This is a genomic window from Salinimonas profundi, from assembly GCF_014750655.1.
GTDB lineage: Bacteria > Pseudomonadota > Gammaproteobacteria > Enterobacterales > Alteromonadaceae > Alteromonas > Alteromonas profundi_A.
This window is the reverse complement of record NZ_JABBXD010000001.1, coordinates 361,126-377,734: the sequence shown is the minus strand read 5'-3', so window position 1 is coordinate 377,734 and position 16,609 is coordinate 361,126. Positions and strand designations below refer to the sequence as shown.

Below are 16,609 nucleotides of genomic sequence, written 5' to 3'. Positions count from 1 at the left end.
CTATTAAACAGAATGACCAGCCAAACGCTCCATGACTTCCTGTACTCTGCCTGGTGATGTGGCCAGATTCAGCCTGAATAAACCGGGCGCAAATTCCTCATCGCCCTGACCCAGTGCAAGATGATAGTTGTTTAATATTGTCCGCGCGGGGTCGTCGGATAACCGTCGCGCATCCAAAAGCGCAAAATATGTTCCTTCTCCCAAATGCAGCGCCAGTGCTTCAGGCAATTCTGAACTGGCGTCAGCCACCAATTTTCGATTGCTGCTAATAGCGGCCAGCATTGCCGAAAACCAGTCGTCACAGGCGTTGTACGCTGTATTTAATACATGACACGCTAATGGTGCTGGCACCAGGTGACGGCGACCTAATGCATTGCGAAGCGTATCTCTTATCTGCGGACTGGCACTGACCGCGTAAGCTGCATTGTCGATTCCAGCCAGATTGAAGGACTTTGACGCTGAACGTAAAACAATGATGTTGTCACAACACGCCGTCATGCTGGTGGTAAGTGAAAAAAACGGCTGTTCAAACACAAAATCGGCATGAATCTCATCGCAGATAATCATGATACCGTGCTGCCGGCAATAATCTGCAATGGCAGAAAGTTGTGTTTTTCGCCATACGTGGCCGGTAGGATTTTGCGGATTACACAACAACAGCATACTGCAATCCGGGTCGATATCTTCGACCCCCAGTGACCATCTGCCTGCAATATCCTGATGTGCAGGCACTACCTGAAGCTCTCGCCCTGTATCACGCACCGCATCGTACAGGGGGCTGTAGGTTGGTGATATCACCGCGACCTTAGCGTGCGGTTTGCTGTAAAGCGTCAGCGTCAGATAGAGTGTACTGAGCACACCACTGCAGGGCACAATCCAATCAGGCTCAATATACGTCCCCTCCTTTGCCAGCCACTTGACGACGGCCGGTTCAATGGGCACAGATTGATAACCTACCGCACATGAGGCGATACAGTGATTAATAGCCCCCTGCACTGCCGGTGGAAGTGCAACGTCCATGTCCGCAATCCACATCGAAACCATGTCCGGATAACTGACGCCAAACTTTTGCTTTACACCTTCATATTTCAGTGAGCCGGTTCCCTCCCGCTCGATGAATATGCTCATGGATGTTTTTCAAAAATATTGAACTCAGACACACTGTGCTGAAATTTACGCTTCGTTTCCCGAATCACAAACTCCACATCCTGTGGACCGTCAATACGTTTGCATTTATCCAGAACTCTGTCCAGCGCATCAGTAGAGCTGAGTGACTCTCCTGTACTTTCCTTATATCCGCCAAGCCACTCTTCACGTTCAGTGTACTCCGTCAGCCACGTAAAGGGAGATGCTATGACTAATATACCGCCAGCATTCAGTCTTTCCTGAATATCTTTTAACAGCTTACGGGGCGAATAAACTCTGTCGAGCAGGTTGCCCATAAATATCAAATCATAGCCGGTATATTGTGGTTTAAGGTTGCAAGCATCACCCTGTGCAAAATGGACATTTTTTGCGTATGGGGCTAGCCCCATATCAGCGAGCTTACGTGATTTGAATGTCGTCAGTTCGCCTTCATCAATCAGGTGATAGCGTATCTCGCCGCGTTCCTGCATGGTGAATGCGGTTTTAATAAAGCGAGCAGAAAAATCAATGGCATCAACATGCTCGAACCTTCGTGCCAGCTCAAAGGCGCTGCGCCCTACCGCACAGCCCAGATCTAATGCTTTACCAGCAGGCTTGCCGTCCATGTAAGACAAACAACGCTCTGCAGAAGCTTTGGCAAAATTTGGTACGCCAAAGTAACTATCACCATAATGAAATTCACTGTACTGCGAGACCTGGGTATCGCTTTCATAGTCAAAATCATTCACCGTAATGGATTCAGGTGACTCTACGTAACGAAAGCCTGCATGCTGGAAAAAGTGACGGCGAAATGCATAGCGACTGTTGCAGGTGGCCTCATTGCCTGTTGACGCCCACGAACCGCCTTTAATTAAATTATGCTTATTGTCAAACGTCGGTGTAGTGAAGTCATCGTACAAAGGATGAACACGGAAGCCGTCAAACGGATAAATAGGCGTCTCAGTCCATTGCCATACATTGCCGGCAACATCATAAAACTCGCCGTGACGGTTGATATCTACCGGTTCGCTCGACGCTGCTTTATTAAGGTTGATATTCATACCTTCATCAAAAAGGGCTTCATCAAACCCGGCAGTATCACGCAAACGCTGCCATTCGTTCTCGGTAGGCAAACGTATGGGTTTGCCCTGTTTTTCTGATAGCCAGTGGCAGTACGCTTTTGCTTCATGATAGTTAACATCTGCCGGCCAGGAAAGTGGCAGTGGCATTTCTTCAGTCATAGCCCGATAGCGAAACCCGTTGTCGGTTTTACGCCAGAATACAGGATGCGTAGCTTGTGTATACTGGCGCCACGCTAACCCCTCTTCCTCCCAGTACTTATCTGTGGCGTAACCCCCCTCCTCCACAAAACTAAGAAACTCAGCATTACTGACCAGGTACTGCGACGCCTTGAACGCAGACACTTCTTCGCGCTGCTCACCATATTCATTATCCCATCCGTAATACTCTGACTGGGTATGTTTGTTGTTTTCAACAACGCCGGTATCCACAGGCAATAAGTTGTTATGTGGTGCATCGTGATGGACCTGCGAGGCTCGCCATGCCGGCTGAGGACTAATATGTTCAAGCGCCAGCTGACGAATCAGCACTGAGGAGGTCTCCAGATGAATACGTTCATGCTCAATACCCATCAGAATTGGCCACATCGGGCTATCCCAGTCAATGGGCATGGTGAATGACTGTGTTTTAATAAGATCGGTGACAAGCTGTCTGACCGCCTGCCGATACGTCCTGACCTCATCTACCGTTGGCCAGTGATAATTCTCATCATTAAGATCATCCCAGCTCATCTCATCAACACCCACTGCGAACAGCGATTCAAAGTCAGGATTTACCCGATCATTTAACTGCTTTGCCAGCATTAGTTTATTAATAAAAAAGGTAGCAGTATGACCGTAATAAAATATTAGCGGATGACGCAGCGGTTCGGGACGCTCATAAAACGCATCATCATTCTTTAAATTACTGAACAGGCTTTCATAGGTGTCACTGGTGTTTTCAAAGTAGGCCAGTATCTCTTCACGCTTTTTCTCAACAGAGCCCGCGCGCAGGTGTGGGGTGTGCAACAGTCTCATGCAACTTCCTCTCGACAATCATCCGCTTATCACCACCATCGTTATGCGCAAAGCCTGAACGGCGTAATGTGCTGATGTGATGGGGTCAGAATTAGTTATAGGTGTGATTGCTAAGACTACGTTTTGTCTTACGAATCAGTTTAGTAGCAGGGGGGCAAAATTGTATGAAGATTCGTTCATGTCCCACCATCAGGAACCAGAAGTGTGATGTAACCAGAAACAAAAAACCCACCAAGAGGTGGGTTTCGTATAATGGCGGAGAGTGAGGGATTCGAACCCCCGGAAGGTATGACCCTTCGCCTGATTTCAAGTCAGGTGCATTCAACCGGACTCTGCCAACTCTCCAGAACTGATTGTGCCTCACAACAGTGAGAGATACATCTTCATGTATCGGGTATGCCGTAGTGTTGCTATACTATGCTTGTCACTACCACATACAAAATGTGGCGGAGAGAGAGGGATTCGAACCCCCGGAAGGTTTGACCCTTCGCCTGATTTCAAGTCAGGTGCATTCAACCGGACTCTGCCATCTCTCCGAGAAGTGATGCGTATCTTAATGAAATTTTTAGGGCTGTAAAGCGTTAATTAAAAAAAAAGGGTTAACTGCTGGTGATTTAGGCAAAATGTTGACGGAGTAAACAATTTTTTAATTTACATCCGGCCAGCGCCCTTTTTCGTACAATTATCTGTGACAAACACTTGAATTCGGGAACCAAAACCCATAAAAAGGACTCAAAGAATCAATTGACTGATTTAGTTGATAGTTAATCCTGTTGGAGGAAAAGATGGACAACCGTTCGATGTATGCTAATACATCTCAGCCGTCGGTGCTGGAAACAAACAAGGTACTTCGTAATACCTACATGCTACTGGCTATGACACTGGCATTCAGTGCGGTCTGTGCTGGCGTGGCGATGGCAGTGGGCGTTGGCCCGATGGCGTCGCTGGGTATGATGATAGGTGCTTTCATAACGCTTTTTGTCGTTCAGAAAAAAGCTGAATCAGCCTCAGGCATTTACTGGGTATTTGCCTTTACAGGTTTGATGGGTGCTTCACTGGGTTATACATTACAGTATTATCTCCAGTTTGGTGGTCCGGGTCTGATCATGCAGGCATTAGGTGCAACAGCACTGGTGTTCTTTGCATTGTCGGGGTATGCGCTAACCACTAAGAAAGACTTCTCATTTATGGGTGGCTTTTTAATGGTTGGGTTAGTTGTGGTAATTATCGCCGGTATAGCAAACATCTTCTTTGCTGTTCCAGCTGTAAGCCTGGCGCTTAATGCAGCTATAGTGTTTATCATGTCTGGTCTGATTTTGTTTGATACAAGCAGAATCATCCACGGTGGTGAAACAAATTACATCCGTGCGACCGTAGCACTGTACCTGAACATCTATAACCTGTTCACATCATTGCTACACTTACTCGGTGCCTTCGGTGGCGACGATTAATCGTTACAGTTAAGGAAGACACCCCGCTTCGTCGGGGTGTTTTTATTTTTATGGCAGTCTATTCGTTACTCATTACGCATTCCCCTTTTGAAATCACCAAAACTGTCGCTGCTCAGGCATTTGCCAGTGAGTTAATAGCGCAGGGACAAACGCTTAAGAATATCTTTTTCTACGGCGAAGGAACGCATCATGCCAACGCATTGGTACAGCTTCCTTCTGATGAATATCAGTGGCATCATCGCTGGCAGCGTATTCAGACAATGGCACAATGCTCTTTACTGGTCTGTGTGACTGCAGCAGTTAAACGGGGCTTACTCAGTGAGATCGAAGCCAACGAAGCCGGCATTGATATGGCTACCATAACATCACCGTTCGAACAGGCCGGACTGGGCGAGTTTTTCACGCAGTTACACAAATGTGATCAGTTGGTGCAATTCTGATGGCGACGATTCTGGTTCACTTTACCTCATCGCCCTACGCTTCCGGTCTCATAAGCGAAGGTCTCGATTTTGCTATTTCAGCCACGAATTACGGGCACCAGGTTATCGCTTTATTCTCTGATGATGCAGTATGGATGTGGCAGTCAGAGCAACATACTCCGGACGGTATTAAATCTGTGTCTAAGCGGCTGAAAGCGCTACCTCTGTTCGACGTTGAAAAGCTGTATGTGTGCGAATCGTCTCTTCGATTACGCGCTGTAAATGCTGATCACAACAGGTTTGAGCAGCTCACTGGCAAACAAATCGCTGCTGTTTTTGAGCACGCAGAGCATGTGGTGACATTCTGATGCTTATTTCAATTTCAAAAAGTAGTCTGAGCGACAGCAGGATCTCTATACTGCGCAGTATAAGTAATGTCTCAGCAGTTCTGACCGGTGACGGCATTTATCTGGCGCACCGTCTAAGCTCGCTGGGGATTGATGTAATGGTTTATCAACCTGATGCGCAAACTCGGGGGGTTGACACCTCGGTATTCAAAACACTGAGTACTGCCAGCTTGGTGAGTCTGTCTGCTGAAAACAAAACATGGGTTAGCTGGTAATTATGACTGATGAGTTTTCATTTATATGGCAGGGACAGAAAATCCCTGTAGATAAAAACGGTTATTTGCTCAATACAGCAGATTGGGATGAAGCGTTGGTTCCCCATCTTGCTGAGCAGGAAGGTATCAGCCTGACCGATGCGCACTGGGAGGTGGTCAGGTTCGTTCGTGAGTTTTACCTGGAATACGACACCAGCCCGGCTATTCGGGCGTTGGTCAATGCCATGAAACAAGTCTATGGGCCGGAAAAGGGTAATAGCAGATACTTACAGCGCCTGTTTCCCAGAGGGCCGGCAAAGCAAGCGACCAAGCTGGCAGGTCTACCCAAGCCAGCAAAATGTCTCTGAATCAGAGACAGTGAAAGAATAATAAGTACCCTGCTGCCCTGCAGCCGTATTCCTGAAATATGAAGCCCGTTCAACTAAAAAGCCCGACGCACATGCCTCGGGCTTCTCCAACTGAACGGGCTTGATTACTTAATCGGCCGTTATCTGCGTAACGCCGCCCATGTAAGGCACCAGCGCAGCAGGGACAGTCACACTGCCATCTGCTTGCTGGTAATTTTCAAGTACAGCGACAAGGGTTCGTCCAACCGCGAGACCAGAGCCGTTTAGTGTATGCAGAAGTTCTGGCTTATTGGTTTCAGGATTCCGAAAACGTGTCTGCATACGGCGCGCCTGAAAATCCAGCATATTAGAGCAGGATGAAATCTCACGGTATGTATCCTGAGCCGGAAGCCAGACTTCAAGATCGTACGTTTTACACGCCCCAAAACCCATATCACCGGTGCACAGCAGCATCTTACGGTATGGTAGCTCCAGGCGCTGTAATATAACTTCTGCGTGGCCGGTTAACGCTTCGAGCGCATCGAAGCTCTCTTCTGGCTTCACGAGTTGTACCAGCTCAACTTTTTCAAACTGATGCTGGCGAATCAGGCCCCGGGTGTCACGTCCGTACGAACCCGCCTCGCTTCTGAAGCAAGGTGTGTGAGCGGTCATCTTAAGCGGCAGGTGCTTCGCTTCAAATATTTCGTCACGCCCGATATTAGTAAGCGGGACTTCTGCAGTTGGGATCAGAGACAGCCCCTGGCCTTCTTCCGTTGCAGGCTGTGTATGAAAGAGATCTTCGCCAAACTTAGGTAACTGGCCGGTACCATAAAGACTGTCATGATTAACCAGGTAAGGCACATAGGTTTCTTCATAGCCGTGTTCAGCGGTATGAATATCCAGCATGAACTGGGCTAGCGCACGATGCAGCCGGGCAATCTTGCCGCGCATCACCACAAAGCGGCTACCGGTTAACTTCGATGCCAGCTCAAAATCAGCGCCTTTACCAAGATTTTCAGCCACATCGACATGATCTTTAATCTCAAAATCAAAGGTACGTGGCGTCCCCCAACGGGAGACCTCTACATTATCATCTTCACTTTTTCCTACCGGAACAGAATCATCCGGCAGATTAGGAATGCCTTGTGTCAGAGCCGTAACCTGTTCCTGCACATCAGCAAATTCCGCCTTTGTTTTATCCAACGCATCACCCAGCTCACCTACTTCAGCGAGCAGCGGAGCGATGTCCTCACCCTGCGCCTTGGCTTTACCAATCGATTTACTTCGCACATTTCGTTCGTTTTGCAGATCCTGCATTTTGATTTGCAACGACTTGCGTTGCTCCTCCAGTGCATTAAACGCATCCACATCAAGAGTAAAACCACGACGCTGCAGCTTTTCGGCGGTGGTTTCAATGTCGCTTCGCAAACACTTTGGATCTAACATGTGCTTCTTTTTATCCTTTCGTCATTACTATGGCAAACCAGCTGGCCAGCAGACACAGCGCCACATTCAAAAATACATTGATAAGCGCTTTCATCCACAAACCGTTTTCCAGCAAGGCCAGTGTTTCAATTGAAAATGTTGAAAATGTGGTAAGTGCACCCAGTAATCCTACGCCAATCAGCGCGCGGTATGGGTTTTCGGCTAAATCATGATGTTCAATCGCTGCATAAAGCAACGCCAGACAAAACGACCCGACGATATTTACCGCAAGTGTACCAAAGGGGATTGGTTTTCCAAACCAGGAATCTACCTGATTGGTCAGAAAATAACGCAGACAGGCGCCTATTGCCCCACCGGTCGCTATATAAACATAGACAAGCCATCCCGGCATCATGCTACCGCTTCCTGTTACTCTGCTGATTGAGGTTATCAAGGTAGTCACGCTTCGCTTTCAGGGTTTTTTCCATTCCCCGTTCATTCGGATGATAAAAGCGCGTGCCGGTTAACGCCTCGGGCAGGTATACCTCGCCAGCGGCAAATGCATTCGGTTCATCATGCGCGTACCGATAGCCCTCACCGTGACCCAGCTCTTTCATGAGCGCGGTTGGCGCATTTCTTAGATGATTGGGAACCGGATAATCCGGCGCTTCTTTTGCAAGCCGCATTGCAGATTTAAACGCGGTATATACCGCATTGCTTTTGGGCGCCAGTGCACAGTAAACAGCCGCTTGCGCTATCGCTCGCTCACCCTCGGCCGGCCCGACGCGATGAAAGGTATCCCATGCACTGACACAAAGCTGTATGGCCCGGGTATCTGCATTGCCGATATCTTCTGAGGCAATAGCGAGCAGTCGTCTGGCCACGTAGAGCGCATCCCCACCGCCGTTTAAAATTCTGGCGTACCAGTACAGTGCCGCGTCCGGGTCTGAGCCCCTGACGGATTTGTGAAACGCAGAGATCAGGTCGTAAAAAGCATCACCCTGCTTATCATAGCTGGCCACCTTCTCACCTACTGCCTGTTCGATATCAGAAAGACTAATCTGGGAGGCACTGGTAAAATCTGCGGCAAGCTCAAGATAGGTAAGTAAACGGCGCGCATCGCCTCCACTTAACCCAATCAGCGCACGGCGTGCATCATCTTCCAAGGTAAGCTGTCGCTCACCCAGGCCTTTCTCATTTTCACGTAATGCTCTGTCAAGCAAGTCGCTTAACGCTGAATCCTCAAGAGCCTTCAGAACATAAACTCTGGCACGGGATAACAGAGCTTTATTTAGCTCAAATGAAGGATTCTCAGTAGTAGCACCTACAAATGTGACCGTTCCTGATTCCACATAAGGTAAAAACGCATCCTGCTGGCTTTTGTTAAATCGATGCACCTCATCAACAAAAAGCAGGGTACGCTGCTGATATCGGGCATCTGCCTGCGCCTTTTCCATCGCTGCACGCACATCCTTCACACCAGCATTGACCGCGGAAAGTCGGATGACATTAGCATTGGTGTAGGAGGCAATAAGTTCAGCCAGTGTAGTTTTACCGGTGCCGGGTGGCCCCCATAAAATCATTGAGTGGCAGTGACCGGCCTCAAGCATTTTTCGCAGCGGTTTCCCTTCGCCGACTAAGTGCTCCTGACCGGTGTATTCATCGAGTGTGCGAGGCCGCATTCGTGCGGCAAGCGGTGCGAAAGGTTCGGAGTCTTCAAATAACATTAACGCTGGTCGTCGATTGTGTACGAATCTGGAAGTGTCACTTCGAACTGATTAAGCGCAGGGGAAAAATCAGTCTGGATGTTGTCGAAATCAAGTTCGCTATGTTGTGCCTGGGCATCCTGCATAATCAGACGTGATAAACGCGCGTTTTCAAAAAACAGCTGCAACGCCTGAATCTGACCAGTGCCATTGACCGGTGTAATCATATAAGAGCCGTCCGACTTGCGTGCGATATCAAACTTATCCCATTGAGTATCGCTGCCAGTGGTCAGTAAAACCATGGGATTATCCTGTATCGCTCTGGATTGGTCGATAATGGTAACCTGCTCTACAAAGGGATCGACGTTCCACACAGCGCGTCCGTCAGCGATGAGCAGCGTTTCATCCGGCTGCAGCGTTTCCCAGCGTAATTTATCAGGCCGTGCCATAATAAGCTTTCCGCTGGCCTCATGGATAACGTCACCGTCCATATCTTTAACGGTTTGCGTGAAGTCCGCTTTAAACTGCTGCATATTGGATAATGTCTGCTTGAGCGCAGTTTTGGCAGCATCTTCTCCGCCTGCCAGGGCAGTAAAAGAAAGACTCAGCAAGGTTACAGTAATGCCGGTCAGAATGTGGGTTGCACGTAAAGTCATACTCAATTCATTAATCCTTCGGTGGTGGGGGCGCTATAACCTCTCGGTTCCCGTTGTGCCCCGGTGAACTTACGACGCCACTTTGTTCCATTTGTTCCACTAATCTTGCTGCACGATTGTAACCAATTCTGAATTTTCGTTGTACACCCGAGACGCTCGCGCGTCGGCTTTCCGTGACGAATGCCACGGCTTCATCATAAAATTCATCAAATTCCTGGTCACCGCCTTCTGGTTGCTCGCCCGGTAACAGCACCTCGGCGCTCGCCTCACCATTGAGAATTTCGTCAATGTATTCAGGCTCACCGCGCTTCTGCCAGTCAGCCACCACAGCATGCACTTCATGATCATCCACAAATGCACCGTGTACCCGGGTCGGCACAGGACTGCCCGGCGGCAGATACAACATATCACCCATTCCCAACAGCGCTTCGGCACCCTGCTGGTCCAGAATGGTTCTGGAGTCTATTTTACTGGAAACCTGAAATGCAATCCGGGTCGGAATATTCGCCTTAATCAGACCGGTAATCACGTCCACGGAAGGACGCTGCGTTGCAAGTACAAGATGGATACCTGCGGCACGGGCTTTTTGTGCGATTCGCGCGATCAGCTCTTCAACCTTTTTACCCACAATCATCATCATGTCAGCAAATTCGTCGACGACAACAACAATACTGGGTAACTTACCCAAATCCGGCGCTTCTGGTTCCATACTGTCTTCTGAACGCCATAACGGGTCTTTAATCGGCTCTCCGGTTTCTATTGCCTTCATGACCTTAGTGTTATAGCCCTTCAGGTTTCTGACCCCAAGCGCCGACATCAATTTATACCGCCGCTCCATCTCGCCAACACACCAGCGCAAGGCATTAGCGGCCTCTTTCATGTCTGTCACAACTTCAGCCAGAAGATGCGGAATGCCCTCGTAGACAGACAATTCCAGCATTTTCGGATCGATCATGATCATCCTGACATCTTCAGGTGTCGATTTGTACAGCAGGCTCAAAATCATTACATTGACCCCGACTGATTTACCGGAGCCGGTAGTACCTGCGACCAGCAGGTGGGGCATTTTGGCTAAATCAACAACCACCGGTTTACCGCTGATGTCCGAGCCCAATACCATCGTCAAAGGAGACGGATTGCTCTGGAAGGTTTCACAACTAATAACTTCACTCAGGCGCACCATCTCACGGGTTTTGTTTGGTAATTCAAGTCCGATGACAGATTTACCGGGAATAACCTCTACCACGCGTACAGAAATTGCTGACATTGCCCGGGCCAGATCTTTCGATAACCCGGTAATTTTGCTGACCTTTACACCCGGTGCTAAATCAAGTTCAAAGCGGGTAATCACCGGGCCCGGGAACACGCCAACAACACTCGCTTCAATATTAAAGTCAGCCAGCTTTTCTTCCACCAGTCGCGATACCGCATCCAGCTCTTCCTGCGTTATCGGATTTTCATGTTTGTCCGGCCGTTCAAGTAAATCGAACGAAGGCATCGGCTCCTGACTCTCTTCATCTGTAGTATCGGCCAGACCAGACGCCTTGGCAGGTGGTGATGTGGGTGTTTCGGACTGCCCTCCCCCATCGTTCCTGGACGACGAAACTTTCTCCTTTATTGCCGACATAGAGAATCGGGACTTAGGCTTACTTTCCTGCTGGGGTGTCTCTGCCGTTTGAACGTCAGTCGTCGATGCATTTGCATTTTTCTGTTGCGTATCACCAATATCGAAGGGGGGCTCGTCTTCTATATCAAAAATTTCATCCGGTATGCCGAACGTGGGCTCTTCACGCTCCTGAAATCCACCTGATGGCTGGTCTTCCTGGCGGGGCCGTGAATTATCCTGACCTTTACTATCCGTTCTGGCGGTGAAAGAAGACGATTCAGGAGGTGGCTCTGCCCGCATACTGGTGATATCCAGCTCATCAGAAGTCGTCGCGGCAGACCGTCTGCCAAATGTAGGCAGACTCAGGCGCGGTGCTTCAAAATCAAGCAGTTGTTGCGGTGCCTCCCACGCCTTTTTACCCGACCACAGCACGAGCTGGCCCATCGCATCAATGATGGTCAGCCAGCTGATGCCTGTCATCAGCGTGAAACCGGTACAGAAAAAACACAGCAACAGCAAAATAGTGCCCGGCGTATTGAAATAAGGGATCAGTGCCGAACTAATCACATCGCCAACAAAACCACCGGCTGAGAAATTGAATAAGTCATTGAAATTAATACTGGCAATACCACTGGCGCCCAAACTGATGAGCAAGGCACCAATAATCCGTAATCCGATTGTCAGATAATCAAACTGTTCGAGATGCTTGATGTGTTGAAATAAAAACCACCCCAGAAAAGCCGAACAGAAAGGCAGCAGATAGGCCAGATAGCCGAAACTGAACAGGAGCAGGTCTGCGATCCAGGCACCCGTCGCCCCTACCCAATTGTGGACATTAAGTTGCAGCCCAGCCTGACTCCAACCGGGGTCCCCCGGATGAAATGAGGCCAGTGCCAGTAATAAATAAAAAGCAAACACGCAGGCAATGATCATACCTGCTTCCAGCAACCGCTGAATCCCGGAAAGTCGCGCCATAACCCTAAATTTCTTTTAACCGTTCTGTGCAGCTACGCACTGTTGTAATCAGCATCCATGTATTCATCACCGGTCATTGCGCCGGATGATGAAACTGGCTTCGGTTTTTTGTTGTAAACTAAGACTACCACAAAGATTTCGCCATCACCTATCTTAAGCTGTACAAAAACACAGATTTTACTATTTCAGATTAATTCTTACTCTGGTCGTACTTTTTACTTCTTCCATAACAACGTAAGTGCGTGATTCGCTAACTCCCGGTAAGCGCAACAATGTATCACCCAACAATCGGCGGTAACTGGACATGTCTGCTACTCTGGCTTTGAGCAAAAAATCAAAATCGCCGGAGACAAGATGGCATTCCTGAATATCTTCATGCTCCTGTACTGCACTTGAAAACTCAGCAAAAATATCGACGGAGGTTTTTGTTAGTGTGATTTCCACAAAGACCAGCATGGCAGCACCCAGTTTTGTCGGATCGACCATTGCACGATAACCGGTAATGTAGCCCTGTGATTCCAGCCTTTTTACACGCTCCAGACACGGGCTTGCGCTTAAACCAACCTTGCGGGCCAGGTCGACATTGGCAATGCGTCCGTCCTTTTGCAGTTCGTTAAGGATATTTCTGTCAATTCTGTCAAGATCTTTCGGTGTTTTTACCAGCATACAAAATTCCGCAAAAACTTATTTTTACACTATATTACACTGCGCCGCGCCTGTTTTCAGCACACAGTTTGCTTTATTTGTCAGTATACTGCGCGATCTTAATCAGTCGTTAACACAGAGGGCGTTTATGCTTATTGGTGTACCAAAAGAAATTAAAAACCACGAGTATCGGATTGGCCTGACTCCGGCAGCAGTTAAAGAATTCGTTACCCACGGGCATCAGGTCATGGTCCAGACAAATGCTGGCCAGGCTATTGGCTTTACAGATGAGATGTATGTCGCAGCAGGTGCTTCTATTGCATCATCACCTGAAGCGATATTTGCCGAAGCCGAAATGATCGTGAAAGTGAAAGAGCCTCAGCCCAACGAATGTAAAATGCTGAGCAAAGGCCAGACACTGTACACCTATCTGCACCTTGCACCGGACCCTACGCAAACTGAATTGTTGGTGGAATCAGGCGCGACCTGTATCGCTTACGAAACAGTCACTGACGACCGTGGTGGCCTGCCCCTGCTTGCACCGATGAGTGAAGTTGCCGGTCGTATGTCAGTTCAGGCTGGCGCACACTATCTTGAAATTGCCCATGGCGGCTCTGGTACCTTGTTAGGCGGTGTACCTGGTGTTGCACCTGGCAAGGTTTTGATTATTGGCGGTGGTGTCGTGGGTACCAATGCTGCAAACATGGCCCTTGGTCTTGGTGCTGATGTCACCATCCTGGATCGTTCTCTGCCGCGTTTACGTCAGTTGGATGATATTTTCAACGGGCGTCTTAAAACCGTATTTTCTACGGTTGATGCTATTGAGCATTATTCGTCTAAAGCGGATCTGGTGGTAGGTGCCGTACTGATTCCGGGCGCGGCTGCGCCTAAATTGCTTAATCGTGAACACATCAAAGCAATGAAGCCAGGGTCAGTACTGGTAGATGTCGCCATTGATCAGGGTGGCTGTTTTGAAACCTCCATGGCGACTACACATCAGGATCCGGTTTACACTGTTGATGACGTGGTACATTACTGCGTGGCGAACATGCCTGGTGGTGTGGCGCGTACGTCCACGATGGCACTTAACAATGCAACGCTGCCTTTTGGTCTGGCGCTGGCAAACAAAGGGCCTGCAAAAGCCATGTTAGACGACCCGCATCTGCTGGCTGGTCTGAATGTCCATGAAGGAAAGGTGACGTACAAGGCCGTAGTCGATGCGCTGGGTGACCAGCTCAACCTTACTTATGTGCCTGCTGCAGAAGCGCTTAAAGGCTAACAATGTCTCAAAATAAAAAAACCATCCCGTAGGATGGTTTTTTTATATTTGTTTATAACCGACCTGACGTTAAACGATTGACTGATTTACCTGCTCTAACACCGCCAGAGGCGATGATGCCTGGGTAATAGGTCTGCCCATCACCAGATAACTGACACCCGCTTTCATGGCATCTTCGGGGTTCATTACCCGCTTCTGATCACCCGCATCACTACCCGCGGGACGTATTCCTGGCGTAACCAGTAAAAAGTCATCAGGTACAACCTTGCGCAGCGTGCTCGCTTCTCTGGCAGAGCAAACGATTCCATCCAGTCCGGATTCTACCGTCAGGCTTGCCAGACGGCCTACCTGCTCTGCCGTGGTAACATCACCGGCAACCTGCTGAAGCTGTGCATCATCCATGCTTGTTAATACCGTTACCGCTATCAGCTTGGTTTGCGGGTGAGCACTTTCGGCCACTGCTTTTCTGGCGGCTTCCATCATCGGTTTACCACCGCTGGCATGCACGTTGATCATCCAGACACCAAGCTCTGCGGCTGCTTTGCATGCCTTGGCAACAGTGTTGGGAATATCATGAAATTTCAGGTCGAGAAATACATCAAATTTTCTGTTTACCAACTCCGTCACGAAAGCGGGACCGAAGAGAGTAAACATCTCTTTGCCAACCTTGAGCCTGCAAATGTCAGGATTCAGCTCATCGACAAACGACAAAGCGGTTTCCTGATTATCGTAATCCAGCGCTACGATAACTTTGGGATCCACACCCTTCTTATTCACCATCTAACCCTTTAATTGGTTTAACCACATTCCACTTCTTACAGGAAGGACACAGCCAATAAAGCTTCCTTCCTGAGAAACCACAACTTACACAACGATACTGAGGCCTCTGCGCTAGCTGGTTTTCTACCAGATCTTTTAAAAGCTGCAAGCTCTGCGTTGATGCCTTATCTTCAATCTGATCAATATAAAGGCCCATCAGCGTCTTAAAGCCTTTCATCGTAGGCCGCTTATGTAACTGTTCAAGCAAATATTCAGCAGCCTGCCCGGTTTCGCCCTTTCTCATTAACACATCAACCATTGCCAGATAGGATGTCGCGCATTCCTGCCAATGTGACTCAAGTTGACGTGCAAACGCATCCCAGTCTCCTGTTTGCTCTGCAATGGCTTCCAGTTTGGGGACTGCTTCGCTGAACCAACTGATATCGCGCTCTGCCACCTGAAGGAAGTAGGCCGTGGCATCTTTGTAACGTGCCTGTTCCATCGCCATCTGGCCCAACAATAACCACGGGCGCACTGCTCGTTCATCTGCATTAACGGCTTTTTCCAACAACGCCAAGGCGGCACCATCATTCTCATTTTTGCGTTCTAGCAGTGCCTGTTCGCAATAAAAATGGGCAAGGCGTTCACTAACATCATCATTGTCACCATGGCAATCTACCATTCGCGCTGCCAGCTCTATAGCCCGGTTCCACTCTTTCGTCGTCTGGTAAATATTAAATAGTTGCTGTTGAGCTATAACATAATGTTTGTCACTGTTAAGCAGCTGCAGAAATGCATTTTCTGCACGCTCCAGAAAGCCGGCCTGAACATAATCAAGGCCAAGCTCTTTCAATGCATTTTCTCTTTGTGTTGGCTGTATTTCTTCGCGGGAGACAAGGTTTTGATGAACACGAATGGCGCGGTCTATTTCACCCCGGTGGCGAAAAAAATTACCCATAGCGATATGCGTTTCCACGGTATCGCTGTTTAAGTTGATCATTTTAATCAGTGTATCAACCGCTTTATCGGGTTGATCAGAAAGCAGAAAGTTCAGACCGCGAAAATAATGACGCGACAGAATACTTGACTGTTCCCGTTGCGCCTGGCGAACACTATTACGGCCCATAATCCAACCATATCCGGCTGCTACGGGTAAAAGGAGGAACAGCAGCTCAAGCATACTAGTTTTCTTTCAGCGCCTTTTTAAGTCGGCTACGGGTACTGGTCAGTTTAACTCTCAATGATAACCAGCTGGTTAACATGATTAACAAGCCGATGATCACACCCACCGCCAGTGATATTGCAATCAACGTGGAAATTCTGAGCTGCGCCTTCGCAATAAGATAATTGACCGCTACAACGGCCTCATTCTGCGAGCCTATAGCAAATGCCAGTGCCAACAAAAAAACGATAATGAGAAGTGAGATAATTCCTTTCAACACGCAAGCCTTGTCTACCTAAGGTACTCAAGAGCATAGCAAATTGAGGGGCGCGTTGATATTAATTGTTAGTGTATTTG

The 16,609-nt window shown here is 48.6% G+C and carries 17 protein-coding genes and 2 tRNA genes; 6 read left to right on the top strand and 13 right to left on the bottom strand.

Annotated elements, in window-relative coordinates; translation table 11 throughout:
* Positions 1–3: 3 nt before the first annotated feature.
* The 4 genes from HHX48_RS01600 to HHX48_RS01585 form a co-directional block, all read right to left on the bottom strand.
* Positions 4–1,128: an aminotransferase class I/II-fold pyridoxal phosphate-dependent enzyme gene (locus HHX48_RS01600; protein ID WP_191021885.1), complete on the bottom strand. Its 1,125-nt coding sequence runs from the start codon at positions 1,126–1,128 to the stop codon at positions 4–6.
* The gene (ovoA, locus tag HHX48_RS01595) at positions 1,125–3,221 is read right to left on the bottom strand and encodes a 5-histidylcysteine sulfoxide synthase (RefSeq protein ID WP_191021884.1); all 2,097 of its coding nucleotides are present in this window, start codon (positions 3,219–3,221) and stop codon (positions 1,125–1,127) included. Before ovoA ends, HHX48_RS01600 begins: the two co-directional genes overlap by 4 nt.
* Positions 3,222–3,474: 253 nt before the next feature.
* Positions 3,475–3,566: transfer RNA gene (locus HHX48_RS01590), tRNA-Ser, on the bottom strand.
* 99 nt (positions 3,567–3,665) lie between these two features.
* A tRNA-Ser gene (locus tag HHX48_RS01585) sits at positions 3,666–3,757 on the bottom strand.
* 249 nt (positions 3,758–4,006) lie between these two features.
* On the opposite strand from HHX48_RS01585, the gene HHX48_RS01580 reads away from it, so the two are divergent.
* Genes HHX48_RS01580 through HHX48_RS01560 form a run of 5 tightly spaced genes read left to right on the top strand, consistent with a single transcriptional unit; the run spans position 4,007 to position 6,060 of the window.
* Entirely contained in the window at positions 4,007–4,672 is a 666-nt protein-coding gene (locus HHX48_RS01580) for a Bax inhibitor-1/YccA family protein (protein WP_139756164.1), read from the top strand.
* Between the two features lie 50 nt (positions 4,673–4,722).
* On the top strand, positions 4,723–5,112 hold the full coding sequence (gene tusD / locus HHX48_RS01575; RefSeq protein ID WP_191021883.1) for a sulfurtransferase complex subunit TusD: 390 nt from the start codon (positions 4,723–4,725) through the stop codon (positions 5,110–5,112).
* Positions 5,112–5,459: a DsrE family protein gene (locus HHX48_RS01570; RefSeq protein WP_191021882.1), complete on the top strand. Its 348-nt coding sequence runs from the start codon at positions 5,112–5,114 to the stop codon at positions 5,457–5,459. Before tusD ends, HHX48_RS01570 begins: the two co-directional genes overlap by 1 nt.
* Positions 5,459–5,713, top strand: coding sequence for a hypothetical protein (locus tag HHX48_RS01565; RefSeq protein ID WP_191021881.1), 255 nt, complete (start codon positions 5,459–5,461; stop codon positions 5,711–5,713). The genes HHX48_RS01570 and HHX48_RS01565 overlap by 1 nt, the downstream gene beginning before the upstream one ends.
* Before the next feature lie 2 nt (positions 5,714–5,715).
* A complete protein-coding gene (locus HHX48_RS01560; protein WP_191021880.1) occupies positions 5,716–6,060 on the top strand; it encodes a TusE/DsrC/DsvC family sulfur relay protein in 345 nt (114 codons plus the stop codon).
* Positions 6,061–6,189: 129 nt separating this feature from the next.
* Here the strand turns inward: HHX48_RS01560 and serS are convergent, their stop codons facing one another.
* The 6 genes from serS to lrp all read right to left on the bottom strand — a co-directional run bounded on the left by serS (position 6,190) and on the right by lrp (position 13,073).
* Positions 6,190–7,485 (bottom strand): serine--tRNA ligase, encoded by a 1,296-nt coding sequence (serS, locus tag HHX48_RS01555; protein WP_191021879.1) that lies wholly within the window; start codon positions 7,483–7,485, stop codon positions 6,190–6,192.
* Between the two features lie 10 nt (positions 7,486–7,495).
* The gene (crcB, locus tag HHX48_RS01550) at positions 7,496–7,879 is read right to left on the bottom strand and encodes a fluoride efflux transporter CrcB (protein WP_191021878.1); all 384 of its coding nucleotides are present in this window, start codon (positions 7,877–7,879) and stop codon (positions 7,496–7,498) included.
* A 1-nt stretch (position 7,880) separates the two neighbouring features.
* A complete protein-coding gene (locus tag HHX48_RS01545; RefSeq protein WP_191021877.1) occupies positions 7,881–9,191 on the bottom strand; it encodes a replication-associated recombination protein A in 1,311 nt (436 codons plus the stop codon).
* A complete protein-coding gene (gene lolA / locus HHX48_RS01540; RefSeq protein WP_191021876.1) occupies positions 9,191–9,826 on the bottom strand; it encodes an outer membrane lipoprotein chaperone LolA in 636 nt (211 codons plus the stop codon). Before lolA ends, HHX48_RS01545 begins: the two co-directional genes overlap by 1 nt.
* A 10-nt stretch (positions 9,827–9,836) precedes the next feature.
* Positions 9,837–12,407 (bottom strand): DNA translocase FtsK, encoded by a 2,571-nt coding sequence (locus HHX48_RS01535; protein ID WP_191021875.1) that lies wholly within the window; start codon positions 12,405–12,407, stop codon positions 9,837–9,839.
* 180 nt (positions 12,408–12,587) lie between these two features.
* A complete protein-coding gene (gene lrp, locus HHX48_RS01530) occupies positions 12,588–13,073 on the bottom strand; it encodes a leucine-responsive transcriptional regulator Lrp (protein ID WP_191021874.1) in 486 nt (161 codons plus the stop codon).
* A 127-nt stretch (positions 13,074–13,200) separates the two neighbouring features.
* Here lrp and ald point away from each other — a divergent pair, with 127 nt between their 5' ends.
* Positions 13,201–14,331 carry an alanine dehydrogenase gene (gene ald, locus HHX48_RS01525; RefSeq protein ID WP_191021873.1) on the top strand — a complete coding sequence of 377 codons (1,131 nt, stop codon included), beginning with the start codon at positions 13,201–13,203 and terminating at the stop codon, positions 14,329–14,331.
* Positions 14,332–14,400: 69 nt separating this feature from the next.
* On the opposite strand, the gene pyrF is transcribed toward ald, so the two are convergent.
* From pyrF to HHX48_RS01510, 3 genes are read right to left on the bottom strand one after another with little or no spacing between them, the layout of a single operon-like run.
* A complete protein-coding gene (gene pyrF, locus HHX48_RS01520; protein WP_191021872.1) occupies positions 14,401–15,111 on the bottom strand; it encodes an orotidine-5'-phosphate decarboxylase in 711 nt (236 codons plus the stop codon).
* Positions 15,101–16,270, bottom strand: a complete 1,170-nt coding sequence (gene lapB / locus HHX48_RS01515; RefSeq protein ID WP_191021871.1) for a lipopolysaccharide assembly protein LapB — start codon at positions 16,268–16,270, stop codon at positions 15,101–15,103. Before lapB ends, pyrF begins: the two co-directional genes overlap by 11 nt.
* A 1-nt stretch (position 16,271) precedes the next feature.
* A complete protein-coding gene (locus HHX48_RS01510) occupies positions 16,272–16,532 on the bottom strand; it encodes a LapA family protein (protein WP_317983465.1) in 261 nt (86 codons plus the stop codon).
* Between the last annotated feature and the right edge of the window lie 77 nt (positions 16,533–16,609).